The sequence below is a fragment of the Microbispora sp. H10670 genome (assembly GCF_014161385.1).
GTDB classification, from domain to species: domain Bacteria; phylum Actinomycetota; class Actinomycetes; order Streptosporangiales; family Streptosporangiaceae; genus Microbispora; species Microbispora triticiradicis.
Genome location: NZ_JABBWW010000005.1, coordinates 85,518 through 111,127, shown reverse-complemented (window position 1 = coordinate 111,127; position 25,610 = coordinate 85,518). Strand labels below are relative to the sequence as shown.

Sequence of the window (25,610 nt, the reverse complement as noted above, 5' to 3'; positions counted from 1 at the left end):
CCAGGGGTGACCGCGCCGCGTCCGTGTTTGTGCCCGTCCACAAACCATCCTCAATCTTCCGTCGCCACACCAATTGCCGGTCCCTTCGCTCCTCCTGCAGACTTGCCGATCCATAGCCCCTGACCTGGGGCTTCGCAGTGGAGGGAAAGGATCGGGTATGACCGTGCCCCGGGGGCCCACCGACTCGTCCCGGGTTCCGCGATTCGCCGGACCGGCCACCTTCGCGCGGCTGCCGCGCCTGGACGAGGTCGGCCACGCGGACGTCGCGGTGGTGGGCGTGCCGTTCGACAGCGGGGTCTCCTACCGCCCCGGCGCCCGGTTCGGCCCCTCGGCCGTCCGGGAGGCCAGCCGGCTGCTCCGGCCGTACCACCCGGGCCTGGACGTCTCGCCGTTCGCGGCGATGCAGGTGGCCGACGCGGGGGACATCGCGTGCAACCCGTTCGACATCCACGAGGCCGTCGAGACGATCGACGAGGCGGCGTCCGGGCTCATGGAGGGCGGCACCCGGCTCGTCACGGTCGGCGGCGACCACACGATCGCGCTGCCGCTGCTGCGCGCCGCCGCCCGGCGGCACGGCCCGGTCGCGCTGCTGCACTTCGACGCCCACCTCGACACCTGGGACACCTACTTCGGGGCCGAGTACACGCACGGCACGCCGTTCCGGCGGGCGGTCGAGGAGGGCATCCTCGACACCGAGGCCGTCTGCCACGTCGGCACCCGCGGCCCGCTGTACGGCAAGAAGGACCTGGAGGACGACCGGCGCCTCGGCTTCGGCATCGTGACCAGCGCCGACGTCATGCGCCGGGGCGTGGACGAGGTGGCCGGCGCGCTGCGGGAGCGCATCGGCGGCCGCCCGCTCTACGTCTCGGTCGACATCGACGTGCTCGACCCGGCCCACGCGCCCGGCACGGGGACCCCGGAGGCCGGTGGCCTGACCAGCCGGGAACTGCTGGAGATCCTGCGCGGCCTGACCGGGTGCGACATCGTCGGCGCGGACGTGGTCGAGGTCGCCCCGGCCTACGACCACGCCGAGATCACCTCGGTCGCGGCCTCCCACGTGGCGTACGACCTGATCAGCCTGCTCGCACTCAAGGAGGAGCGGTGAGCGACACGAACGCGGCGACGGGTCTTCCCGCCGCCTTCGCCTGGTCCCCGAAGGGCTGGCCCTCGGAGCGTGCGTTCGCCACGCCGGACGCGGCCGAGGTGTGGTGTTACACCGACCGGTTCTCGTACTTCCCCGGGGAGACCGTCCGCTTCCACCTCAGCGCGAACGTCCCGTCCTTCGACCTGGAGGTGGTCCGCGACGGGCTGGAGCCCCGCGTGGTGTGGTCGCGGCGCGGGCTGTCGGCGGGCTGGTTCGAGGCGCCGGCCGACGCCCACGCCGCCGGCTGCGGCTGGCCGGTGGGGCTGGAGCTGGAGATCCCGGACGACTGGCGGAGCGGCTTCCACATCGTCACCGTGCGCGCGGTCACGCCGTCCGGCGAGCTGTGGGAGCGCGAGCACTTCTTCGTCGTCAAGGCCCCGGCCGGGCGGCGTGCCCCGGCCGCGCTCGTGCTGACCACCAGCACGATGCTGGCCTACAACGACTGGGGCGGCGCCAACCACTACCGCGGACTGGGCGACGATCCGCGTTCCGACAACGGGTCGCCGCTGGCCTCGACGCAGCGTCCGATCGCCCGGGGAATGATCCGCAAGCCCGCGGGCGCGCCGCGGGAGGCCAACCCCGGCACGCTGCCGATGCACGGCGCTCCCCGTTACCCGTCGTACGAGTGGGCGCGCCTGTTCGGGTACAGCCGCCACCACGCCGACGCGTTCTGGGCGACGTACGAGCGGCACTTCGCGGTGTGGGCCGAGCGCCACGGGTACGAGATCGACTACCTGACCCAGCACGACCTGCACTTCGACCCCCAGGCGCTGGACGGGTACTCCTGCGCCGTCGTCGTGGGACACGACGAGTACTGGTCGTGGCGGATGCGCGACACGGTCGACGCGTTCGTCGACGCGGGCGGCAACCTGGCCAGGTTCGGCGGCAACTACCAGTGGCAGGTCCGGCTCGGCGACGACGGGACCACGCAGTACTGCTACCGGCTGCCGTCGCTGGACCCCGAGGCCGCCACGACGCCGCACCTCGCCACCACGGTGTGGGAGGCGAAGTCGGTCGGCCGGCCGGGCGCCACCACCATCGGGCTCAACGGCCTCGGCGGGATCTACAACCGCTACGGGGTCGCCACCCCCCGCTCGTCCGGAGGCTTCACGGTCTACCGGCCGCATCACTGGGCGCTGGAGGGGACCGACCTCTACTACGGCGACCTGCTCGGCGGGCCCCCGTACTTCCTCGCGGCCTTCGAGCTCGACTCGGTCGAGTACACGTTCCGGCGCGGGCTGCCGTACCCGACGTTCGAGGACGGCGCCCCCGAGACGCTGGAGATCCTGGCCCTCGCGCCGGCCGTACGCGGGGAGGAGGACCGCTTCGGCGGCCGGGTGCCGATCGGCGGGCCGGAGGAGGAGGTCTACAACTACAACGTGGACCTCGGCGACGACCTGCCCGGCTACGTGCACGAGGGGGAGATGCGCGGTGCCGGGATGATCGCGGCGTTCACCCGCGGGGACGGCGAGGTCTTCAACGGCGGCACCACCGAGTGGTCACACGTGCTCAGCCTCGGCGACCCCTTCGTCGAGCGCATCACGCACAACGTCCTGCGCCGCTTCGGCCTGCGCAGCCGCTTCGAGAACCAGAAGGGAGCCGCATCGTGAGCGACGGGCAGACCCCCGTGGGCATCGACGCCGTCCGCGTCGTCTCCGCGGCGAACGGCGAACGCTTCGTGCCCCCGCTGAATGGCTACCATGTGCTGTCCGCCGAGTGGACGGAGGCGGAGTTCCGCGTCTTCGGCGGCGCCGCGAGCGCGTTCACCGGCGGTTACTGGACGGGCGAGCCCGGCGCCGTACGGTTCGACTCCTGGCCCTACGACGAGATCTGCTTCATCCTCAAGGGCCGCGTGGCCGTGCAGGACGACTCCGGCCGGCGCAAGGAGTTCGGACCGGGGGAGTCGTTCCACATCCCCCAGGGCTTCCGCGGTGACTGGATCACCCTGGAGCCGAGCGAGAAGGTCTTCGTCGCGGTCAGCCGCTGAGCTCCCCCTTCCCGCCTTCGGGGCCCATCCGCCTTTCTCTCCCCACCTGCCTTCCTCCCAGCCCGCAGTAAGGAGCCCCTCCCATGCCCGGTCGTCCTCCCGACAGCTCCGCGAACGCCCCCGGTTCCCAGATCGGCTCCCTGGCCGGCAACGCCATGGGGACCAAGGACCTCGTCTTCACGGTCCTCGCCGCGCTGGCGCCGCTGACGCTCATCGTCGCGGTCGCCCCCCTGCACTTCCTCAAGGGTGGCGCCGCCGTCCCCGGCGGCTACCTGGTCGCCGGGGTGGTCATGGCGCTGTTCGCCGTCGGTTTCATGACCATGAGCCGGTACGTCCGCAACGCCGGGGCCTTCTACGCCACCGTCTCGCGCGGGCTGGGCAAGCCGGCGGGGTCGGGCGCGGCCATGCTCGCCGTCGTCGCCTACAACGCCCTGCAGATCAGCACGTACGGCGCGCTCGGCGTCTACGCCACCGAGACGTTCGAGAACTACTTCCACCGCGACGTGCCGTGGTGGGTGTTCGCGATCGTCGGCCTGGTCTTCGTGGGATGGCTCGGCTACCGGGGCATCCACACCAGCGCCCGGATCCTCGGGGCGCTGCTGGTGCTGGAGACGGCCGTGCTCGTCGTGCTGGCGGTCTACGTCCTGGTGAAGGGCGGCGCCGGGGACTGGTCCGCCGAGTCGTTCGCCCCCACGAGGGTGTTCGACCCGGGCAACGGAGCGATGTTCGCCCTGGTCGCCGGGGCGTTCATGGGCTTCGAGGCCACGGCGATCTTCAGCGAGGAGGCGCGGGGCGGCATCCGCACGGTCCGCCGGGCGACCTACATCGCGGTCGGGTTCATCGCCGTCTTCTACGCCTTCATCACCTGGGTCGTCGTCATGGCGTACGGCGTCGACAAGATCGCGGCCGCGGCCGAGGCCGACCCGGTCAACCTCGTCGTCGCCGTCTTCGACAGGTACGTGCCCGCCCCGATCACCGAGGTGATGCACATCCTGTTGCTGACCAGCGCGTTCGCCGCGCTGCTCGCGCTGCACAACGCGGCCAACCGTTACTTCTACGCGATGGGACGGGAGGGCCTGCTGCCCCGCCCGCTGGGCCGTACCCACCCGCGGACCAAGGCGCCGTGGACGGCCGGGCTCGTGCAGACCGTGCTGGCGGCCGCGGCGATCGTCGTGTTCGCGGTCTTCGGGATCGACCCCTACCTGGGGCTGCTGCTGTGGGGCAGCGCCCTCGGGTTCCTCGGGATCATCTGCCTGTGGGCGCTGTGCTCCCTGGCGATCATCCGCTTCCTGCGCCGGGAGGCGCCCGAGGCCGGGATCTTCCGTACCACGATCGCCCCCGGGCTCAGCTTCGCCGCCCTGGCCGTGGTGCTCTTCCTCGTCCTGAGCAACCTGCCGCTGCTGACCGGCGCCGGCACCGCCACCAACCTCCTGATCGTCGGTCTGGGCGTGGCGGCCGTCGTGACCGGCGTGGCCAGGGCCCTGTACCTGCGGGCCCGCGCACCCCGGCTGTACGCCGGGCTGGCCCAGACGTCCGTCGACGAGCCGCCCGCGGGGCGGAGAGAGCCTGTCACCGGAAATGCCTGATCACGACACGTCGCCCGCGGGCCGGGGCTACCGTCCGCTCGACCTCGCCGGTGTGTTCAACGTGCCCCGTTCGGTCCTGGACGACGGCGACTCCTATCCGCTCGGCGCGCGTACGCTCTACGGCCTGCCGTTCCTCTTCGGCGACGAACGGGACGCCGGGGCGGCCCTGCTCCGCGTCGGCGGCCCGCACCCGGCGGCCGTCACCATCCCGGTCGGCCGCGCGGTCACCTGGCTGGTGGTCGCCCACGCCCTGGAGTCCCCGGACCTGTTCGACGGGCAGGCGGTCGGCGGGACCTGCGGCCACTACACCCTCGTCTACGACGACGGGAGCACCGAGCGGCTGCCGGTGCGTCAGCGCATGGAGATCGGGCCCACGCCGCGGCTGTGGAGCGACCGCGCCATCCCGCTCGACTGGGGCCAGACCCCGTTCCTGGCCGTACCCGACGCCCAGCACCGGCTGATGCCGCGCACCCACGGGCGTTTCGACGCCGCCGGGGCGCGGTTCGTCGACATCGACGACCCGCAGGCGCGGTCGCCGTACGTCCTGCCCTACCGGTTCTACCTGTGGCCCTGCCGCAACCCCCGGCCCGGCCGCACGGTCCGCGCGCTGGAGATCCGGTCGGCGGGCCCGGCCATCCTCGTCGGCGCGGTGACCACCAGCGACCTCGACGAGGACCCCTTCGGGCGTACGGTGTGGCGCGACGTCCTGCTCGACCTGGACCCCTCGGCGGGACCGATCGCGGAGGACCTGGCGGTGACCGTCGACCGGGGCTCGGCGACCTACGTCTACTCCCGTACGGCCGGTGCCGCCGAGGGCGCACCGGCCTGGGGGACGCCCGTGGAGGAGCACCACCAGGGCTACGTACGGGTCGCGGCCACGCCCTCGGCGCGGCTGACGCTGACCCGCGGGGAGCACGTGATCAGCACCTGCGGGTGGGGCGAACTGCTCGCCGCCGGGCGGCGCCGCGACGGAGGGGTCACCTGGCGGGTCCCCGACGCCGGGCGGGCCTGGGTGCGCACCACGGTCAGGGACGCGGCCACGGGTGAGCCGATCCCGTGCCGGATCCACTTCCGGTCCGCCGACGGCGTGCCCTACCCACCCCACGGTCATCACGGGCACATCAACTCCGACGGCAACACCTGGAACCTCGACATCGGCGGGGACGTCCGCCTCGGCACCACGACGTACTCCTACATCGACGGCACGTGCGAGGGCTGGCTGCCTCTGGGGGAGGTCACGGTCGAGGCGGCTCGCGGGTTCGAGTACGAGCCGCTGCGCACCACGGTCACCATCCGGCCGGACCAGGCCGAGCTCGAGCTGACGCTGACCCGGGTGACCGACATGGCCGCGGAGGGCTGGTACAGCGGCGACACCCACGTGCACTTCGTCTCGACCCTCGGCGCGGAGCTGGAGGCCCGCGGCGAGGACGTCCGGGTGACCAACCTGCTGCTCAGCCAGTGGGGGCACCTGTTCACGAACACCGAGGAGTTCACCGGCCGCCCGCACACCTCGCACGACGGGCACACGCACGTGTTCGCCGGCCAGGAGAACCGCAGCGGCATGCTCGGCCACATCAACCTGCTCGGCCTGCGCCGCCCGATCATGCCGTGGTGCACCGGCGGCGCGGAGGAGTCGGAACTCGGCGGCGGCCTGGAGACCACGCTGTCCCACTGGGCCGACGAATGCCGCGAGCAGGGCGGCACCGTCGTGCTGGCGCACTTCCCCGTGCCCAACGGCGAGGCGGCCGCGCTGCTCGCCACCGGCCGGCTCGACGCCGTCGAGATGATCGCGTACGACCCGTACAACATCCAGGAGTACTACCGCTATCTCAACGCGGGCTACCGGATCACCCTGGTGGGCGGCACCGACAAGATGAGCAGCGAGGTCCCGATCGGCCTCATCCGCACGTACGCGCAGGTGCCGGCCGAGGAAGAGTTCGACTACTGGAGCTGGTGCCGGGCCGTCCGGCGGGGAGCGACCTTCGCCACCAGCGGTCCGCTCCTGTGGCTCGGCGTCGACGGCCGTCAGCCGGGCGAGGAGACGCGCGTGTCCGCGAGCGGCACCGTCCACGTCGGCGCCCGCGTCGAGTCGATCTTCGAGGTCGACCGGCTGGAGATCGTGGTCAACGGCCACGTCGTCGCCGAGCGGAGGGTCGAGACTCCCGGCCGTACGCTGGAACTGACCGCGGACGTGCCGGTGACCGAGGACAGCTGGATCGCCGCGCGCTGCTACGGGCCGGGCGCCGGAGTCGCCCGCCACCACGACGTGTGGGCCAGGCCGATCATGGCGCACACGTCGCCGGTCTACGTGCGTACGGGCGAGGAGTACACGCGATCCGACGCGGACACGATCGACCACATGCTGAACCTCGTCGACGGCTCCCTCGCGTACATCGACGAGCGCGGCCGTCGCCTGTGGCCCGGCCAGGTCTGCCATCGGCACGGGCAGGAGGATCACCTGGCCTTCCTCCGGGCGCCGTTCCTGCAGGCGCGCGAGCTGCTGCTGAAGCGCAAGGCGGCCGGCTGAGGGCCCGCGCCGTCTCGCCCGGGAACCGCCAGGGAGCGGATCTCGGGCGAGCGGTCATCTCGCGGTCCCCCCGGCGGACGACTGCGGGCCGTCGTCCGAGCCGAGAGGTGGGTCACCCCACACCCAGAAGCGGTAGAGCGCGTTCTCCCGTAGCGATTCGAACGACAGGCGGATTCCGGTGATCCGCTCCGTAAGGACGAAGGCGTGGATGCGCCAGTCGTCCAGCGTCTGCTCGCCCGGCACGAGGCCTCGCTCGACGTCGGCATACCGCTCGTGCAGGTTGAACAGGCCGTCGAGGTGCTTTCCGATAGAGGCCGTGTCACCCCAGATGTCGCCGCCGTAGTCGAACACGCACAGCCTGCGGCCCTCGCGTGCGTAGTACAACCTGCCCCGATAGAGCATCTGACCGTTTCTCCGCCATTCGCGATATTTCTCGGGAATAAATGTGTTCTGAGGGAATGCGGAACGCGTCGCATTCTGGGCAATTTGGGATTCCGGCTGTGGCTCCAACAAATCCCGGCGCGAGGGTGCTCGTGCCTGGTGAGGCGTGGAAGAATTAATACAGGTTTTCGAATCTCTAGGGAGGTGTGATGGATCTGTTCGACGCTGATCCTGAGCACCTCCGTCGTTCGAACGATACTGTTGATGGCGACTGGTGGGAGCGGCTCACCGCCAACTCGCCCCTTTGGTCTTCCGAGGGTGCGCTAGCCCGTGAATACGTGCCGATCGTCGAGCCCGGGGCACGGAAGCACGCGAGCCAGTTCGAGGGCTTGGCGGAATCGCCCAGATCTGCCCATGTATTCGAGACTCGTGGCGGCAACGCGTCCAGCGTTGAATTCACCGATGATGAGGCCGCAAGCGATGCCTCTTCCGGCGGTGCTTGTCCTGACAGCGTCCGGGGGGCCGACAGCGGCAATTCCGCTGGCGTTTCCTGCGACGCTTTGGCCGGCGCTCCGGGTGGTTTTCCCGGCGGTGCTCTTGGTGCTGTTCCCGGAGGTGCGTCGAACGGTGCCTCTGGCGCTGGCTGGGGTGATGCGGGCCGGGGTGATGCGGGCCGAGGTCAGGATGCGGGCAGTGAGCGGGACGTCAGTGGCGCATCCGGCGGCGCGTCGGATGGTGCGCCCGGCAGTGCGTCTGAGCGTGGCTTTGAGGGTGTTCGTGGTGTGGGGTCGTCGTCGTGGGTGGCGGTGGCGGCGGTTGGTGAGGCGGCGCGGGTGGTGGCGCTGGTGCCGGTGCCTGAGTCGGCGGAGGTGTGCCTGGCTGAGGCGGAGGAGTTGCTGGCGGCCCGCGATCGGATCACCTCGGCGTTGGCCGCCCGGGTGGGGCGGGTCCACCAGGCTGGGGAGGCGAGGAACCATGGGCATGCCTCGACCCGGTTGTGGTTGCGCTCCGTTGGCGGGATGACGATTCCGGGTGCGGGCCGGTTGGTGACGATGGGCGTGGAGTTGGGTCGTCTGTCGCGGGTGCGTGAGCGGTTCGCCGAGGGCAGCCTGGCGGAGGGGATTGTGGAGGCGATCTGCACGGCCACTGCGGGGTTGACCGACGAGCAGGCGACGACGGCTGAGGGGATTCTGCTGGAGTTGGCGGGTTCGGCGGGTGCGGCGGAGGTGGCCAAGGCGGGGCGGTATCTGCGGGCGGTGCTGGACCCCGACGGCCACGAAAGCGATGAGCAGGCCGATTTCGACCGCCGGTTCTTTAGGGTGCGGCGGCGCAGGAACGGCGGGCTGGAGGGAGAGTTCTACCTCCCGGTCGAGGCCGCGGCGCGGTTGCAGCACCTGCTGGACGTCTACGCCAGGCCCAAGGCCGAGGGCGATGACCGGACGCTGAGTGTGCGGAACGCCGATGCGTTCATCGCGTTCCTGGAGAACAAGATCGCGACTGAGCTTCTGGTGCTGGTCACCGCCGAATCCCTCCCCGACGACCCCCCAGCCGACGACCCCTCACGCGAGCCCGCAGGCACCGACCCCTCAGGTGATCCCACAGCCGACCCCTCTGCCGACCATCCCACCAGCGATCCCTCAGACACCGACCCGAGCGACGGCCCTGGCCCCGACCCTTCGGGTACCGGCCCCGCCTGTGGGACCTGTGCCGACGAGACCTGCGCCTGTGCGACCTGTGCCGACGTGGCCGACGCCACCGGCGAGCCCTCCGCCGCCGACACCGCCGACGCCGCCGCCGACTCCGCCTCTGATCCGCCGCCCGAGCACGGCGATCCTCCTGGTAGTCACACTGGGGAAAGCCCAGGCGGGGACTGCCCTGTCGGCGACTGCCCGGCGGGGGACTACCGGCATGCCTTCGCGCCGGGTGATACGCCGCACGGGATGCCCGGGGCGGGCTCCGACGCGCCGTCGGGTGCGGAGGGGAGCACCTGGCTGGGAGGCAGCGCCTGGCTGGGGGGAGATGCCCGGGTGGGACGCGGGGCCTGGTCGGGAGGCAGCGCCTGGCGGGGTGGCGGTGTCTGGGCGGGGGTGGGGGTGAACAGTCCCCCGCCGGGGGTGTGGTTGCGGGGGTTGCCGGGGCTGATCCTGGCGACCGGGCAGCTGCTGCCTGTTGCCAGCGTGCATCGGCTGGCCCGTACCAGCACTTTGGTGCGGATCGTGATGGACGCTGGTGGGCAGGTGCTGGACATGGGCCGCAAGGTGAGGTTGGCGACCCCGGCGCAGCGGCGGGCGGTCTTCGCGCGGTATGCGACCTGCTGGGTGGACGGCTGCCCGCTGCCCGCCACGATGTGCCAGATCGACCACGCCGAGGACTGGTGCAGCGGCGGGCTGACCGACCTCAAACTGCTCGGACCGGCCTGCCAGTTCCACAACCGCGACCGCTACCGCCACCCGGCCCGCTACACCCGCCGCAAGATCGGCGACGACCGCTGGGCCTTCACCTACCGCAACCTCCGAAACCCCCGCACCACACGACTGCAGGTGTAGAGACGGGGCACCGGCAGGGCCGGGGCGGCGAGTCGTCGTCGCCCCGGCCCCGTGCCGGCGCAGTAAGACCAGCGCAGTAAGACCAGCGCAGTAAGACCAGCGCAGTAAGACCAGCGCAGTAAGACCAGCGCAGTAAGACCAGCGCAGTAAGACCAGCGCAGTGCGACCAGCGCGGTTCAGGCCGGTACTGAGGCCACGCCGGGCTCCAGGAAGCGGGAGCCGGTGACCTCCTCGGAGATGCCTGCACGGTCCAGGTACGGCGTGATACCGCCGGTGTGGAACGGCCAGCCGGCGCCGAGGAGCATGCACAGGTCGATGTCCTGGGGCGCGGCGACCACGCCCTCGTCGAGCATCAGCCTGATCTCCTGGGCGAGGGCACGGAGCGCGCGCAGCCGCACGTCGTCGGTGGTCGAGGGGGACGTGGTCGAGGGGGACAGGCCGCCCTCGAACAGCGCCCGAACCTCCGGGTCGATCTGGAAGTCGGGGCCGTAGAGGCCCGGCTTGCCCGCCGCGACCAGCTTGGCGAGGTTCTCCGACACGCCGAAGCGGTCCGGGAACGCCGCGTGCATGGTCTCGGCCACGTGCAGCGCGACGGCCGGGCCGACGAGCTGGAGCAGCGCGAACGGCGTCATCGGCAGGCCGAGCGAGTCGAGCGCGTGGTCGGCGGTCTCCAGCGGGGTGCCCTCGTCGGCCGCGGCCGTGACCTCGCCCATGAAGCGGGTCAGCAGCCGGTTGACGACGAACGCGGGCGCGTCCTTGACCAGCACGCACGACTTCTTCAGCGTCTTGCCGACCGCGAAGGCCGTGGCGAGCGTCGCGTCGTCGGTGGCCGCGCCCCGGACGATCTCCAGCAGCGGCAGCACGGCGACCGGGTTGAAGAAGTGGAAGCCGACCACCCGTTCGGGGTGGCGCAGGCCCGCCGCCATGCCGGTGACCGACAGCGAGGAGGTGTTGGTCGCCAGCACGCAGGTCTCCGAGACGACCTCCTCCACCTCGGCGAACACCTTCTGCTTCACCGCGAGGTCCTCGAACACCGCCTCGATCACGAAGTCGGCGTCGGCGAAGGCGTCCTTGGTCAGCGACCCGGTCACCAAACCCTTGAGCCGGTTGGCCTGGTCGGCGGAGATCCGGCCCTTGGCCAGCAGCTTGTCCACCTCGCCGTGGACGTACCCGACGCCCTTGTCGAGGCGGGCCTGGTCGAGGTCGGTCAGCACGACCGGGACCTCCAGGCGGCGGGCGAACAGCAGCGCGAGCTGCGAGGCCATCAGCCCGGCGCCGACCACGCCGACCTTGGTGACCGGGCGGGCGAGTGACCTGTCGGGCGCGCCGGCCGGGCGCTTGGCCCGCCGCTGCACGAGGTCGAAGGCGTACAGCCCGGCGCGCAGTTCGTCGCCCATGAGCAGATCGGCCAGCGCCTCGTCCTCGGCAGCGAAGCCCTCGTCACGCGACGCCGTACGCGCCAGGGCGACCAGGTCGAGAGCCCGGTACGGCGCGGGGGAGGCGCCCCGCAGCTTGAGATCGACGAGGGTCCTGGCCTGGTCGATCACCGGCGTCCAGTCGCCGGCGGTGTGGTCGGGGCGCTCCACGGTCACCTCGCCGCGCAGCACCTGGGCCGCCCATCGCAGCGACTCCTCCAGGAAGTCGGCGGGCTCGAACATCGCGTCGGCGATCCCGAGGGCGTACGCGTCGCGGCCCTTGATCATGCGGTTCTGCGACAGCGGGTTCTCGATGATCAGCTTCAGCGCCTTCTCCGGGCCGATCAGCCGGGGGAGGAGCTGGGTGCCGCCCCACCCGGGCACCAGGCCGAGGAAGCACTCCGGCAGCGCGATCGCCGGGACCCCGGACGACACGGTCCGGTAGGTGCAGTGCAGGGCGATCTCCAGCCCGCCGCCCATCGCCGCGCCGTTGACGAACGCGAACGACGGCACGCCCAGCTCGCCCAGGCGGCGGAACACGTGGTGGCCGAGCGCCCCGATCGCGACGGCCTCCTCCCGGGCGGACACCTCCGCCGCGCCCTTGAGGTCGGCGCCGACGGCGAAGATGAACGGTTTGCCCACGACGCCGACCGCCGCGACGTCGCTGCGCGCGGCGATCCCGTCGAGCGCGTCGTCCAGCGAGAGCAGGCCGTGCGGGCCGAAGGTGTTCGGCTTGGTGTGGTCGTGCCCGTTGTCGAGAGTGATAAGCGCCATCGTGCCCGCGCCGTACGGAAGCTCGACGTCGCGCACGAGCGCCTTGGTCACGACCTCGTCGGCGTTCCTGCCCTCCAGGAGGGCCTTCCAGGTCTCGATCGTGCTCATGCGAGGTTCTCCCAGATGACGGTGCCGCCCATGCCCATGCCGACGCACATCGTGGTGATCCCGTACCTGACGTCGGGACGCTCGGCGAACTCGCGCGAGAGCTGGATCATCAGCCGCACGCCCGACGACGCGAGCGGGTGGCCGAACGCGATCGCGCCGCCGTACGGGTTGACCCGCGGGTCGTCGTCGGCGATGCCGAAGTGCTCCATGAAGGCCAGCACCTGTACGGCGAACGCCTCGTTGATCTCGAACAGGCCGATGTCGCCGATCGACAGCCCGGCCAGGCGCAGCGCGCGCTCGGTGGAGGGGATCGGCCCGACGCCCATCACCTCGGGGTCGACGCCGGCGAAGGCGTACGACACGAGGCGCATGCGCGGGGTCAGGCCCAGCTCCTCGGCCACCTCCTGGGCGGCCACGATGCAGCCGGTCGCGCCGTCGTTGAGACCGGAGGAGTTGCCCGCGGTGACCCTTCCGTGTGAGCGGAAGGGCGTCTTGAGGCCGCGGATGCCCTCCAGCGTCGTGCCGGGGCGCGGCCCCTCGTCCACGGTGGCGAGGCCCCAGCCCTCGGCGGCCTTGCGGGTGGCCACCGGCACGAGGTCGCGCTGGATCCTGCCGTCGGCGTACGCCTTGGCGACCTTCTCCTGCGAGGCGACGGCGAAGGCGTCGGCGCGCTCCTTGCCGATGGACGGATAGCGGTCGTGCAGGTTCTCCGCGGTCATGCCCATGACCAGCGCCGAGCCGTCGACGAGCCGCTCGGACAGGAACCGGGGGTTGGGGTCGACGCCCTCGCCCATGGGGTGGCGGCCCATGTGCTCGACGCCGCCCGCGATGGCCACGTCGTACGCGCCGAAGGAAATGCCGCCCGCGACCGTGGTCACGGCGGTCATGGCGCCGGCGCACATGCGGTCGACGGCGTAGCCGGGGACCGACTTCGGCAGCCCGGCGAGCACCGCCGCGGACCTGCCGATGGTCAGGCCCTGGTCGCCGATCTGGGTGGTGGCCGCGATGGCCACCTCGTCCACCCGCTCCGGGGGGAGGCCGGGGTTGCGCCGCATCAGCTCGCGGATGACGCGGACTACCAGGTCGTCGGCACGCGTCTCGGCGTACAGGCCCTTCGGGCCCGCCTTGCCGAAAGGCGTCCGAACGCCGTCGACGAAGACGACTTCACGGGACGCAGGCACGGGTTCGCTCCTACTAGTCGGTAGCTGCCGGAGTCCCATGCTACTGGTCGGTAACCCGTTCTGGGAGCGGTGGGCGCGCCGCGCCTGTGAGAGATCGTTAACCCGGGAGAAACCGGTAGGAATCAGCACATGTGACCAACAGCGATCTCATTCGGGATGTAAGCCCCACAAACCTCAAGATTCCCTCATGTAACTCCCGTGATCGGCATTCTTGGGGCATTGCACTTGAAAAGGGATCCAATGCACTCCCCTGTGCGCGCCTGGACCAAGGCGCTCGCCGCGGCCGTCACGGCCGTGACCCTGTCCACCTCCCTCCTCCCTGGTCCCGCTCACGCCGGGCCACCCGTCTCGGCCGGCTCGGCCGGCGACGACGGCACCTGGACCGTCGAGCCCGTCGGCGGCGGCCACCGGGTCACCCTCCGCCTGAACAAGCCGCTGCCGGTCCGCGACGCCGTTCCCGAACTCGCGGCGGACGGCCGGTCGCTCGGCCCGGCCGAGGAGTCGCCCGACGGAATGACGCTGACCGTCGTCACCCCCGACCCCGCCGTCGCCACGGCGTCCTCCGTGGACGTGGCCTGGAACGGCGAGGTGCCCAGGGTCACCGGGTCGGCCGTCGGCAGGGCCGTCCCGTCACCCGCAGGTTCTCCGACCAGGACACACGGCAAGCCGGCCCCCGTGCCCGTCGACCCGGCCGCGCCCGGCCCGTACGCCGTGAGCCACGACGAGTACGACCTCGGCGACACCGCCATCACGCTGGAGGGGCTCGGCGGCCGCCAGGCCGAGATCCGGGCGAAGGTCTACCTGCCCGAAGGCGCCCCCGGCAGGCGCCCGCTGGTCGTCTTCCTGCACGGCCGCCACTCGGCCTGCTACAACCCTGCGACCCGGGCGACGTCCAACACCCAGTGGCCCTGCCCGGCGGGGCAGCAGCCCATCGCCAGCTACCAGGGATACGACGGTCCCGCGGACGTGCTCGCCAGTCAGGGGTACGCCGTGGTGTCGGTCAGCGCCAACGGCGTCAACGCCGCCGACAACCCCTACAGCGAGGACCGGGGCGCGCTGGCCCGGGGCGAGGTCGTCATGCGGCACCTCGACCTGCTCGCCGACGCGGCCAAGGGGGTGGGCGACGCGAAGCTGGTGAGCCTCTTCGAGGACCGCCTCGACATGTCCGACGTCGGCCTGATGGGCCACTCGCGGGGCGGTGAGGGCGTCGTCAAGGCCGCGCTGATGAACGCGGGCCGGGCGAAGCCGTACGGGATCAGGGCGGTGCTCCCGCTCGCGCCGACGGACTTCGCGCGGGCGACCCTGCCCGGCACGCCGATGGCCGTCATCCTGCCGTACTGCGACGGGGACGTCTCCAACCAGCAGGGCCAGCACTTCTACGACGACTCCCGGTACGCCGTGGACGGCGACCCGGCCTTCCGCGCCTCGCTGATGGTCATGGGCGCCGACCACAACTTCTTCAACACCGAGTGGACCCCGGGCGTGGCGCACGCGCCCGCGTCCGACGACTGGTCGAACCGCAACGACCCCGTCTGCGGCGGCTCCGCGCCGTCGCGGCTGACCGCCGCCGAGCAGTACGCCGTCGGCACCGCGTACATCGCCGGGTTCTTCCGGCTCGTGCAGGGCGGCGAGCAGGGCCTGCTGCCGCTCTTCGACGGCAGCGGCGGCACCACCCCCTCCGCCGGGCGGGCGGTCGTCCACACCGTCGCCCAGGCCCCCGCGGCCGGGCGCCTCGACGTGGCCGCCTTCACGTCGCCGTCGCCGTCCACCCAGGTCTCCGGCGCGGCCACTGCGGTCGTCTGCGCGGGGATGCTCGACCGCTCGCCGCAGAGCGGCCTGCCGTCCTGCGCCTCCGCGCTGACCACCTCGCAGGCGCCGTCCTGGACGCCCGCGACGTACGCCGGGAACGTCGCCTCGACTCCGGTGCTGCGGTTCTCCTGGAGTGACCCGACGGGCGCGGTGACCGTGCCGCTGGACAAGCCCGACCAGAACGTCTCCCGCTACGACGCGCTGACCTTCCGGGCGGCCCGGGACGAGACGGCGACCGGCGAGGTGGACCTCGCGGTCGAGGTCGTCGACAAGAGGGGCGCGTCGCACACGTTCAAGGTGTCGGAGGTGAGCGACGCGCTCACGCCGTTCCCCGGCACGGCCTCGCCGCTGCCCAAGACCTGGCTGCGCACGGTCCGCGTCCCGCTGAGCGCGTTCACCGGCGTCAAGCCGCAGCAGATCAGCGAGATCCGGATCTCGGGCGCGAGCCAGAAGGGCGCCGTCTACCTCGCCGACCTCGCGTTCACCACCATGACCGCGGGCGAGGCCCGTACCGACAGGCTGCCGCAGGTGTCGGTGGAGGGCACCACGGTGGACGAGGGCGACGGTCCGGGCACGGCCCTGATGACGGTGCGGCTCTCGGAGAAGAGCAGGACGCCGGTGACGGTCCAGATCCAGACGATCGCGACCGGGGCCACACCGGTGGTCGCCTCCGCGGCGCAGGAGGTCGTCATCCCGGCCAGGTCCCTGGAGACGTCCTTCCAGGTGCCGGTCAACGGCGACACCGCGGTGGCGTCCGCGCCGCAGTCCTACCAGGTGGTCGCCTCGGTGCCGGTCAACGCGACGATCGGCGGCGGCTTCACCCGGCTCCTCGTCACCGACGACGACATGAGCTGACTCCCCTGCCGGCTGAGTCCTTCCGCCTGCGGAAGGGCTCAGCCGGCGTCAGGGACCGGCGTGCACGGTTTCACGGGTGAGCCCGCTCTGGCCAGCCAGGCGCCGAGTCTCCAGGGTCGTTGCGCGTTCTGGTTGTCGCGGAACTCCAGCACCAGGGTCTCGCCCGGCCGGATGAACTCCGGACGGATCCTGATCTCACGGACGTCGACCACCTGGGTCGCCTCGAACGAGCGCCACCGTTCCACACCCGCCCGCAACCGCGCCTCCGTGTGGCCACGCGACCCGTAGGAGGGATCCACGCCCTCGAACCGGGGATCCGCGCACCGCGTGTGCGGCGCCAGGAACGACACGTCGGCCGTGACGCCGGCCGCCAGCAGATCGGCCTGCAGTCCCTCGGGGTCGCGCATCTCGTCGAGAGCCACCGTGATCGTGCCGTCGGGGTTCTCGGTCACCGCGTACGCCGGGGTCCCGCCGCCGGCGACCAGCGGTGTGGCGACGGCCGCCGCCACGACGGCGGCCGCGACCAGCAGCCGAGGGGCGGTGACGACCCGCCGCCGGGCGTGCATCCCGTCCATCAGCCGCCGTCTCGCCCCGGTGAGGTCCTCGGAGGAGGCCACCGGGACGTCCTGCCACATGCCGTCGAGCACCTTCATGATTGTTCTCCTTCTGGTAGCGACTGCCGGATCTGGGCGCGGGCGCGGTTGAGCCGCGAGGCGACGGTGCCGGGAGGGATGCCGAGCGCGTCGGCGACCTCCTGGTAGGTGAGGCCGGCCCAGGCGACGAGCAGCAGCACGTCGCGGTCGGCCCGTTTGAGCCGCAGCAGGGCCCGCGCCAGCGGGCGGTTGACGGCCAGGGTGTTGACGCCGTCCTCAACCTGCGCGCCCGCTGTCTCCCCCGGGTGCACCCCGCTGCGCAGGTACGCGCGGTAGAGGGCGGCCTCGGCACGGCGGCGTCTGCCGATCATGTTCGAGGCGATGCCGTACAGCCACGGCCGGGCGTCGGGGCGGCCCCGGTCGTAGTCGGCCCGGCTCTGGAAGGCGGCCAGAAAGGTGTCGGCCACGACGTCCTCCGCCTCGCCGGGACCCAGTCGCCTGGTCACGTAGCGGTGCAGAAGCGGCGCGTGCCGGTCGAACAGGACGGCGAAGATCTCCGGCTCGTGCAGCGATCTCCCGATGAGGGTCGCGTCATCCGCCGCGATGACTTCGCGGGTGGTTGTCATGCATCTCGGCCTTTCCTGGCGTATGCGGTCACCAGTACTTGCCGCGCCGGGCCGAAATGCTTCATTCCCAGGGCACGCGCCGGTCGCCGGCGTCCCGGGTCAGACCTCTCCCTTGATCTCCAGCCGTTCGAGCGCCTTGGTCAGCGGGTGGACGGTCAGGCCGATCTGCCACTCCCGGGCGCCCAGCGCGCGCAGCCGCGCGGCCACCGACTCCTCCGTGACCGGGGCGGGCGGCTCCCACGTGAGGCGGCGTACGGCGTCGGGCTGGAGCAGGTTCTCGGTCGGCATGCGGTGCTCGTCGGCCAGCGCGGCGACGACGGCCCGCGCCGCCGCGAGCCGCTTGGCCGCGGCCGGGTCGCGGTCGGCCCAGCGGTTGGCCGGGGGAGGGCCGTCCCCGGGCCCCACGGGCTGCGGCAGCGCCGGTTCGGGCATCGTGCGGGCCCGGTTCACCGCCGCGAGCCAGTCGTTCAGGTGGCGCCGGGCGCTGCGGCCGACGAAGGGCGTGATCTCGGTGAGCGCCTTGGTCGTCCGCGGCTGGTCGAGCGCGGCCTGGACGATCGCGGAGTCGGGCAGCACGCGGCCCGGCGCGAGGTCGGCCTCCCGCGCGATCTCGTCGCGCAGCGTCCACAGCTCCCGTACCACGGCGAGCCCGCGCAGCGAGCGGACCCGGTGGATGCCGGAGGTGCGCCGCCACGGGTCGGTGCGCGGCGGATGGGCGGGGGCGGCCAGGATCGCGGCGAACTCCTCCAGCGCCCACTCCAGCTTGCCCGTGGCGGTCAGCTCGTCGTGCAGGAAGTCGCGCAGCTCGACCAGCACCTCCACGTCGAGCGCGGCGTACCGCAGCCAGTCCTCCGGCAGCGGGCGGGTCGACCAGTCCGCGGCCGAGTGCCCCTTCTCCAGCCGCAGCCCGAGGACCAGTTCGACCATGGTGCCGAGGCCCACCCGCTCGTAGCCGAGCAGCCGCCCGGCCAGCTCGGTGTCGAACAGCCGCCGCGGCCGGAAGCCCAGCTCCGCCAGGCAGGGCAGGTCCTGGTTCGCGGCGTGCAGGACGATCTCGGCCTCCCGCAGCGCCTCGTCCAGCGCGGACAGGTCGGGGCAGGCGACGGGGTCGATCAGCGCGGAGCCCGCGCCGGCCCGGCGCAGCTGCACCAGGTAGGCGCGGCCGCTGTAGCGGTAGCCGGAGGCGCGCTCGGCGTCGACGGCCACGGGCCCCGTGCCACGCGCGAAGGCCTCCACGGCGGCCCTCAGCGCGGCGGGGTCCTCGATGACGGGCGGGATTCCCTCGCGCGGCTCCAACAGCGGCTGGATCACGGGTTCTGACACTGGCTACGGGACCTTCGGGTCATCTCTGCGGGCGGGACGCGGGTGCAGCGTCGCGACGTCGGGGGGCAACGGGGGGATGCCCGCCGCCAGGCACATCAGATCGCACCAGGCGGCGGCGTGGGGCGACATGTCCTCGTCGAGCGGCGACCACGAGGCCCGCAGCTCGATCTCGGTGGTGACGGGGTCGTCGGCCTTGCTGCCGAACCCCTCCGACACCGCCCGGGTGACCGTGCCGCCGACCGCCGCGTAGCGCGCGCCGTGCGCGTCGAGCGCCTCGGTGAGCCAGCTCCAGGCCACCGGCCCGAGCAGCGGATCCGTGGTCATCTCCGGCTCCACGTCGGCGCGTACGTAGGCGACCAGGCGGAACTGCCCCTCCCAGCCGCGCTGGCCGTCGGGGTCGAAGAGCAGGATCAGGCGGCCGACGGCGAGTTCGTCGTCGTCGCGGTAGACGGAGGCCCCGACGGCCCCGGAGTACGGCGCGAGCCGCTGGGGCGCCGGGATGTCCTCCAGCTCGATCTCCGGCCGGACCCCGGTGGGGCGCAGCGTCTCCAGCGCGCGCCGGAAGGCGGCGGGAGGCGCCGGCGGCTCACCGAGGGTCATGACGGAAGCGTAGGTCGGATTCGGGAGAGCGCGAAGCAGGGGGGTGGCTGTGGGGGACATGAGAAGTCGTCAAGCCGTCGCCGCCGCTCGAGTACTCGGACGCCCGCCTCCCCGGCGGCAGGCAGGGCGCTCGGCACCGTGATCAGTGCGGTGTTCGGGGGAACTCCACATCGAAGTCATCGCTCCGGGGCCTCTCGTCGGATCCACGGTCGTGGCGGTCGCTCGGGACTGATCCGACGTTGGCACGTCCCGCCGACATTTCCCCGCATCGCACTCGGCGTGTCTCGAAAGTGGTATTGGAATCGATGCCGGATGCCCGATTGACGAACACATTGCCGAGCGGTGAGGCGACTCACAGGAGGGGATGGGGTTCACCTTACGGGATCGGCGGAGTTTTTCGCGTCCTCCGGGAACCCCAGGTGGTGGGTCCGGGCACGGGGCGACCTCCGGGCATGGCAGGCTGGTGCCGTGAAACCCCAGCTCGCCGAATCCGTCTTCGTCCGCGCCTGCCGGCGCGAGGCCGTCCCGCACACCCCCGTCTGGTACATGCGACAGGCCGGGCGCTCACTGCCCGAGTACCGGAGGGTACGCGCGGGTGTCGAGATGCTCACCGCCTGCGCCACGCCCGACCTGGTGGTGGAGATCACCATGCAGCCGGTCCGCAGGTACGGCACGGACGCGGCGATCTTCTTCAGCGACATCGTGGTCCCGCTCAAGGCGATCGGCGTCGACCTGGACATCAAGCCGGGCGTCGGCCCGGTCGTCGGGACCCCCATCCGTGACAAGGCGGGCGTCGACACCCTGCGGCCGCTGGAGCCGGACGACGTGCCGTACGTGACGGAGGCCGTCGGCGCGCTGACCGGCGAGCTGGGCGGGACCCCGCTGATCGGCTTCGCCGGAGGGCCGTTCACGCTCGCGTCGTACCTCATCGAGGGCGGCCCGTCCAAGAACCACGACCGCACCAAGGCCATGATGTACGGCGAGCCCGAGCTGTGGCACTCCCTGATGGAGCGGCTCGGCGCGATCACGCTCGCCTTCCTGCGCGTGCAGGCGCTGGCCGGGGCGTCGGCCGTCCAGCTCTTCGACTCGTGGGTGGGCGCGGTCGCGCCGCAGGACTACCGGACGTACGTGCTGCCGCACACCAGCCGGATCTTCGCCGGGCTCGCGGACCTCGGGGTGCCGCGCATCCACTTCGGCGTCGGCACCGGCGAGCTGCTCGGCGTGATGGGCGAGGCCGGCGCCGACGTGGTGGGCGTCGACTGGCGGGTGCCGCTCGACGAGGCGGCGCTCCGGGTGGGCGCGGGCAAGGCGCTGCAGGGCAACCTCGACCCGGCGATCCTGCTGGCGCCCTGGGAGGTCGTCGAGAGGCGGGCCAGGGACGTGCTCGAACGCGGCCGGGTGGCCGAGGGGCACGTGTTCAACCTCGGCCACGGCGTGCTTCCCTCGACCGATCCCGACCAGCTCGCCCGGCTCACCGACCTCGTCCACGAGGCGTCGGCCCGCTGACCACCGCTCCGGGTCCTACTCGGGCTCGTCGCCGGGCGCCTGCCCGGGTCCGGGGGTGTACGCGGGGGTCCGGACCGGCGGACGCGGCGCGGCGGGGCCGGGAGACGCGGGGGGCGCGGGAGGCGCGGCGGGCCTGCGCCGGCGGACCCGGCGCACGATCTCCCGTCCGGCCAGCCACAGCACCGCGCCCACGGCGAGCCAGGGCAGCAGCACGCCCACCACGGTCAGCGTCACCCCCGTCGCCGAGGACAGGGCGTCCCACCCGGCCCGCAGCCCGGCGAGGAAGCCGGGGGCGTCCTCGTTCTTCTTCGGCTGCGGGGAGGGGGAGGCGCCCGGCTGCGGGAACAGGGTGAGCGTCAGCGTTCCCATGCCGGTCTGCCCCTCCAGGGCCTTCTGCCTGGCCTGGAGCGACTCCAGTTCGGCCTCGCGGCTGGAGATCTCCCGTTCGATCTCCATGATCTCGCCGATCTTGTCGGCCTTCGACAGCAGCGTGCGGAACTGGCCGAGCGCGGCCTCGGCCGACTTCACCCGGCTGGCGACGTCGGCGACCTCCTCGGTGACGTCCTCGGTGTTCTGCCGCATCGACTTGCGGACGCCGAGGTCGCGTCCGAGCTGGGCCAGCACGCCGGAGTAGCGGTCCGGGGGCACCTTGAACACGATCACCCACTGACCGCCGCCCGGGGAGTGCTCGTCGCCCGCGTAGAAGTCGCTGCGTTCCTGGGCGACGTACCCGCCCGCGCCGCTCACGACCTCCTTGGCGCGGTCGGCCGCCGCCGTGACGTCCTTGGCCTCGACGATGAGCTCCGACGTGTAGACGATGGCGCGGTCGGCCTGGCCGAGCTTGACGTCGTCCTGCTTCCCGCTCCCGCCGCCGGACGCCGCTTTCGAGTCCTGTGCCGAGCCCCCCGCGGAGCCGGCCGCCGAGCCCCCCGCCGATCCCTCTCCGGGAGCCTGCTCCTGCATGGCGGGCACGGGCGCGGCGGCGTCGCTCGCCGCCTGGCCGCTCGACGAGTCGTCGCCGCCCCCACACCCCGTCAACAGAAAGGCGACGGCCGCCAGGGCCGCCGCACCGTACCGGATTCGACTCATGTCAGGTACATCGGTTCACCCGCACGGACAGTTCGACGCCGGCGATCACGATGGCATCACAATGCCTCTGGTCATCGCCGGCGTCTCGCCGCTGGGGGGTGAAGACCCGTGGGCCCCGGCCGGGCCGGGCCGGAGCCCACGGGGGTCGTGCCGGCTGAGTACTCGCCGAGTACTAGCCGAGCTGCCTGATCAGGTCCGCGGCGTCCCGGACGAGGACGTCGCGGACGGCCGGGTCGGACACCTTCTTGCTCTCTCCGGCGAACTCGATGAACTTCTCCAGCCTGCCGACGGCCTTGTGGTTGCGGCCCTTGCCGACCACCTGCTCCTCGGCCTTGTCGAGTTCCTTGAGCAGGGACTCACTCTTGATCTTGCCCGCCGCCTTGAAGGTCCCCAGCAGCGCGCGCACGTCGGCGAACGAGGTGGTGACCTGGAAGGTGACGGTCTTCTCGGTGGTGAAACCGGCCTTGTCGCGGGCGGTGACGGTCAGCGTGTTGTCGCCGAGCGGCAACGTCCACAGCGGGATCGCCGCCCCGGACTCGACCGTACGGTCGCCGATCCTGGCGGTGACGCTCGCCACGCCGGAGGCCGCGTCGGTGGCCGAGAAGACCGGCGTGATCGAGGCCGAGTCGCCGTACGCCTTGCTCTCGACGCCGCTCACGTCCACGGCGGGGGCGGTCTTGTCGATCTTCACCGTGACGGTGCCGATCTGCGAGACGTTGCCGCCGCTGTCGGTCGCGCGGTAGCGGACCTCGGTGGTGCCCTCGGTGCTCAGCGTCACCGCGTTGTTGGCGTTCAGCCAGGTGGTGCCGCCGTTGACCGAGTACTGCCGGCTCGCGACCGTGCCGTTGTCGGTCGCGGTGACCGTCAGCGTCACGTTGCCCTTGTACCAGCCGTTCTCACCGGTCGGCTGGGCCGGGTTGAGGGTGGCGGTCACGGTCGGCGGGGTCTTGTCGGCGACGCCGTCGCCCACGAAGGTGAACGCGTCCACGTCCACGCCGCCGGTGGAGGTGACGTAGAGCTTGCCGCTGCCCGTGGGGGCGTTCTTCAGGTCGGTGGTCACCGTCTGCCAGCCGGCCCCGGCCGGGATCGCGACGGTCGCGAAGGGCTCCGCGGTCGGCGAGTTCCAGCGCAGGGACAGGGTGCCCGCGCCGGTCGCCTGGGTCTTCACCGAGGTGATGCCGGCGAAGTTCACCGGGTCGTAGCCGATGTGGTCGCCCGCGTCGAGCGAGGTGACCTTGTTGAGGCCGGACGCCGTCGAGTCCGGGGTCTTGGTGACGCCCTTGCTGTCGTCCCCGTGCTCGGCCTGCATGAGCTTGGGGTTGAGGATCAGGGTCGTGTCGCTGGAGGCGCCGGGGATGCCGTTGGCGCCGTTGTCGCGGTAGCTGACCACGACCACGCCGAAGATGTTCTCGGTCACGCCGTGCTCGGGAGCGTCCGCGGGGGTCGCCCAGGTGATGGTGCAGCCCGTGCCGGTCGTGATCGGGTGGGCGTGCGTGTCGTGGCCGAGGCCGAAGGTCCACGCGACCCGGCTGCAGGTCGGGTTGTCGCCGTCCTCCTGGTCGGTCACCTTGACCTTGAACGGAACCGCGTTGCCCCAGTCGATGAAGCCGCCGTCACCGGGGGTCTCGATGGAGACCTTGGGTGCGGTGTTGCCGACGGTGATCTCGAGGGTGGCGAGGCCGAACCGGCCGCCCGCGTCGGTGACCCGCAGCCGGGCGGTGTACTGCCCGAGCTTGTCGTAGGTGTGGGTCGCCGTCACGCCCTTCGCGTCGAACGTGCCGTCGCCGTCGAAGTCCCACTCGTAGGTCAGGTCGCCGGCCTCGGAGTCGGAGGACCTGGCGCCGCTGAACTCGACGGTGAGCGGCGCGTTGCTGCCCGACGTCTTATCCGTGGTGATCTTCGCCTGCGGGGCCTTGTTGCCGGGCGAGTAGTCGATGCGGTAGAGACCCGAGTCGGGGTTGGCGCGGAAGAAGCCGTCGCCGTACTCCAGCACGTACAGCGCCCCGTCGGGACCGAACTCGAGGTCCATCGGGTTGTCCGTGATGGGCATCGCCATCTTGGTCAGCTCGGCGTTGGGCAGGACCTGCACGATCTTGGTGACCGGCCCGTCGGAGCCCGAGACCGTGAACGCCGCCAGGTAGTCCTGCGAGAACTCGCCGAAGAAGAACTTGTTGTCCCAGTACGCGGGGAACTTCGTCGCCGACTTGTTGTCCGCGTCGAAGTGGTAGACCGGGCCGCCCATGGGGGCCTGGCCGTTCTGCACCGGGTCGAACTCGGTGAGCCCGGACCACTCCGCCGGCTGGTCGCTCGCGCGGTCGCCGTAGTACAGGTCGGCCGGGGTCGCCGGGGGCAGCTTCTCCAGGCCGGTGTTCCAGACGGAGTCGTTGGTCGCGCCGCCCGCGCAGTCGAAGAACTCACGCGGCTTGGAATTCGCGTAGTCCCAGTGGTTGTAGTTGAAGTTGTTGCCGGTGCAGTACGGCCAGCCGCCGTTCATCGGCTTGTTCAGCGGGGTGACGTTCCACTCGACGAGACCCATCGGGCCGCGCTGGGGGTCGGCGGCGCCGGCGTCCGGCCCGTAGTCGCCCCAGGAGAGCGTCCCGGTCTTCGAGTCGACGTCGATGCGGAACGGGTTCCGCACGCCCATCACGAAGATCTCGGGCCGGGTCTTGGCCGTGCCCTTCGGGAAGAGGTTGCCGTCGGGGACCGTGTAGGAGCCGTCCGCCCCCACCTTGATCCGCAGGATCTTGCCGCGCAGGTCGTTGGTGCTGCCCGCGCCGCGGCGGTCGTCGAAGCCCGGGTTCATGCCGGGGGCGTCGTTGTTGGGCGCCATGCCGTTGGCGCCGGGGGTGCTGGCCGGGGTGTTGTCACCGGTGGCCAGGTAGAGGTTGCCGTCGTCGTCCCAGTCGAAGTCGCCGGCGACGTGGCAGCACTGCCCGCGGTTGGTCTCGACCTTGATGATGACCTGCTCGGTGGACAGGTCGAGCTTGTCGCCGTCCCACTTGAACCGGGAGACCTGGTTGTAGCCCTTCCACTGGTCCCAGTAGGACACGTCGGCGCCGGCGGGCAGGGAGTTGGGCGCCGATCCTGCCGGGGTCTCCGCCGGGTACGGCCCGGTCATCTTCCTCGGCGCGTAGTAGACGTAGACCCACTTGTTGTTCGCGAAGTCCGGGTCCAGGCCGATGGTCTGCAGGCCGTCCTCGGAGTTGTTGTAGACGTCGAACTTGTTGATGATCTTCGTCACGCCGCTGGCGGGGTCGGTCAGCCTGAGGTCGCCGTTGCGCGCGGTGTGCAGGACGCGGCCGTCCGGCATGACCGCCATGTCGATCGGCTCGCCGACGTCCTTGGTGAGAGTGACCTTCTCGTAGTTCTGCCAGTTCAGGGCCGGTTCGTCGGCCGCCTGTGCGGGTGCGGCGGTGAACGCCGCGAACGGGAGTGTCAGTGCCGCGGCGAGCCCGCCGAGCACGATGCGAGTACGCTTCAAGTCTGCTGCGCCTCTTCTCTTCCTGGGGGGTGGCAAGGCAACGGCGGGCCGCCACGAGTGCCGCTGCAATGGAACACGT

The 25,610-nt window shown here is 71.7% G+C and carries 17 protein-coding genes; 8 read left to right on the top strand and 9 right to left on the bottom strand.

What is annotated here, in order from left to right:
- Positions 1–157: 157 nt before the first annotated feature.
- The 5 genes from speB (at position 158) to HHX33_RS09580 (ending at position 7,244) form a co-directional block, all read left to right on the top strand.
- Entirely contained in the window at positions 158–1,105 is a 948-nt protein-coding gene (speB, locus tag HHX33_RS09600) for an agmatinase (protein ID WP_182874256.1), read from the top strand.
- Complete coding sequence (locus HHX33_RS09595; protein ID WP_182874255.1) at positions 1,102–2,754, top strand: N,N-dimethylformamidase beta subunit family domain-containing protein; 1,653 nt, start codon at positions 1,102–1,104, stop codon at positions 2,752–2,754. Before speB ends, HHX33_RS09595 begins: the two co-directional genes overlap by 4 nt.
- Positions 2,751–3,131 (top strand): cupin domain-containing protein, encoded by a 381-nt coding sequence (locus HHX33_RS09590; RefSeq protein ID WP_220501665.1) that lies wholly within the window; start codon positions 2,751–2,753, stop codon positions 3,129–3,131. Before HHX33_RS09595 ends, HHX33_RS09590 begins: the two co-directional genes overlap by 4 nt.
- A gap of 83 nt (positions 3,132–3,214) precedes the next feature.
- On the top strand, positions 3,215–4,717 hold the full coding sequence (locus HHX33_RS09585; protein ID WP_182874254.1) for an APC family permease: 1,503 nt from the start codon (positions 3,215–3,217) through the stop codon (positions 4,715–4,717).
- Positions 4,710–7,244 carry a CehA/McbA family metallohydrolase gene (locus HHX33_RS09580; protein ID WP_182874253.1) on the top strand — a complete coding sequence of 845 codons (2,535 nt, stop codon included), beginning with the start codon at positions 4,710–4,712 and terminating at the stop codon, positions 7,242–7,244. Before HHX33_RS09585 ends, HHX33_RS09580 begins: the two co-directional genes overlap by 8 nt.
- A 54-nt stretch (positions 7,245–7,298) precedes the next feature.
- On the opposite strand, the gene HHX33_RS09575 is transcribed toward HHX33_RS09580, so the two are convergent.
- The gene (locus tag HHX33_RS09575) at positions 7,299–7,646 is read right to left on the bottom strand and encodes a hypothetical protein (protein WP_182874252.1); all 348 of its coding nucleotides are present in this window, start codon (positions 7,644–7,646) and stop codon (positions 7,299–7,301) included.
- Positions 7,647–8,407: 761 nt separating this feature from the next.
- On the opposite strand from HHX33_RS09575, the gene HHX33_RS09570 reads away from it, so the two are divergent.
- Entirely contained in the window at positions 8,408–10,171 is a 1,764-nt protein-coding gene (locus HHX33_RS09570; protein ID WP_182874251.1) for an HNH endonuclease signature motif containing protein, read from the top strand.
- Positions 10,172–10,347: 176 nt separating this feature from the next.
- Here HHX33_RS09570 and HHX33_RS09565 read toward each other — a convergent pair whose 3' ends face one another.
- Together HHX33_RS09565 and HHX33_RS09560 are read right to left on the bottom strand one after the other, a co-directional pair.
- The gene (locus HHX33_RS09565; RefSeq protein ID WP_182874250.1) at positions 10,348–12,468 is read right to left on the bottom strand and encodes a 3-hydroxyacyl-CoA dehydrogenase NAD-binding domain-containing protein; all 2,121 of its coding nucleotides are present in this window, start codon (positions 12,466–12,468) and stop codon (positions 10,348–10,350) included.
- Positions 12,465–13,688 carry a thiolase family protein gene (locus HHX33_RS09560; RefSeq protein WP_220501664.1) on the bottom strand — a complete coding sequence of 408 codons (1,224 nt, stop codon included), beginning with the start codon at positions 13,686–13,688 and terminating at the stop codon, positions 12,465–12,467. The genes HHX33_RS09565 and HHX33_RS09560 overlap by 4 nt, the downstream gene beginning before the upstream one ends.
- Before the next feature lie 201 nt (positions 13,689–13,889).
- Between HHX33_RS09560 and HHX33_RS09555 the strand changes: the two genes are divergently transcribed.
- Entirely contained in the window at positions 13,890–16,313 is a 2,424-nt protein-coding gene (locus tag HHX33_RS09555; RefSeq protein ID WP_182874248.1) for a hypothetical protein, read from the top strand.
- Positions 16,314–16,351: 38 nt separating this feature from the next.
- On the opposite strand, the gene HHX33_RS09550 is transcribed toward HHX33_RS09555, so the two are convergent.
- The 4 genes from HHX33_RS09550 to HHX33_RS09535 all read right to left on the bottom strand — a co-directional run bounded on the left by HHX33_RS09550 (position 16,352) and on the right by HHX33_RS09535 (position 19,455).
- Positions 16,352–16,966, bottom strand: a complete 615-nt coding sequence (locus HHX33_RS09550; protein WP_182874247.1) for a hypothetical protein — start codon at positions 16,964–16,966, stop codon at positions 16,352–16,354.
- Positions 16,963–17,532 (bottom strand): RNA polymerase sigma factor, encoded by a 570-nt coding sequence (locus HHX33_RS09545; protein ID WP_111697963.1) that lies wholly within the window; start codon positions 17,530–17,532, stop codon positions 16,963–16,965. Before HHX33_RS09545 ends, HHX33_RS09550 begins: the two co-directional genes overlap by 4 nt.
- A 99-nt stretch (positions 17,533–17,631) precedes the next feature.
- Positions 17,632–18,855 carry an HRDC domain-containing protein gene (locus HHX33_RS09540; RefSeq protein WP_182874246.1) on the bottom strand — a complete coding sequence of 408 codons (1,224 nt, stop codon included), beginning with the start codon at positions 18,853–18,855 and terminating at the stop codon, positions 17,632–17,634.
- 3 nt (positions 18,856–18,858) lie between these two features.
- Complete coding sequence (locus HHX33_RS09535; RefSeq protein WP_111697961.1) at positions 18,859–19,455, bottom strand: DUF3000 domain-containing protein; 597 nt, start codon at positions 19,453–19,455, stop codon at positions 18,859–18,861.
- Between the two features lie 468 nt (positions 19,456–19,923).
- On the opposite strand from HHX33_RS09535, the gene hemE reads away from it, so the two are divergent.
- Positions 19,924–20,961 (top strand): uroporphyrinogen decarboxylase, encoded by a 1,038-nt coding sequence (gene hemE / locus HHX33_RS09530; RefSeq protein WP_111697960.1) that lies wholly within the window; start codon positions 19,924–19,926, stop codon positions 20,959–20,961.
- Positions 20,962–20,976: 15 nt separating this feature from the next.
- Here hemE and HHX33_RS09525 read toward each other — a convergent pair whose 3' ends face one another.
- Together HHX33_RS09525 and HHX33_RS09520 are read right to left on the bottom strand one after the other, a co-directional pair.
- Entirely contained in the window at positions 20,977–22,050 is a 1,074-nt protein-coding gene (locus tag HHX33_RS09525; protein WP_182874245.1) for a DUF4349 domain-containing protein, read from the bottom strand.
- Positions 22,051–22,222: 172 nt separating this feature from the next.
- A complete protein-coding gene (locus HHX33_RS09520; protein WP_220501663.1) occupies positions 22,223–25,531 on the bottom strand; it encodes a PQQ-dependent sugar dehydrogenase in 3,309 nt (1,102 codons plus the stop codon).
- Between the last annotated feature and the right edge of the window lie 79 nt (positions 25,532–25,610).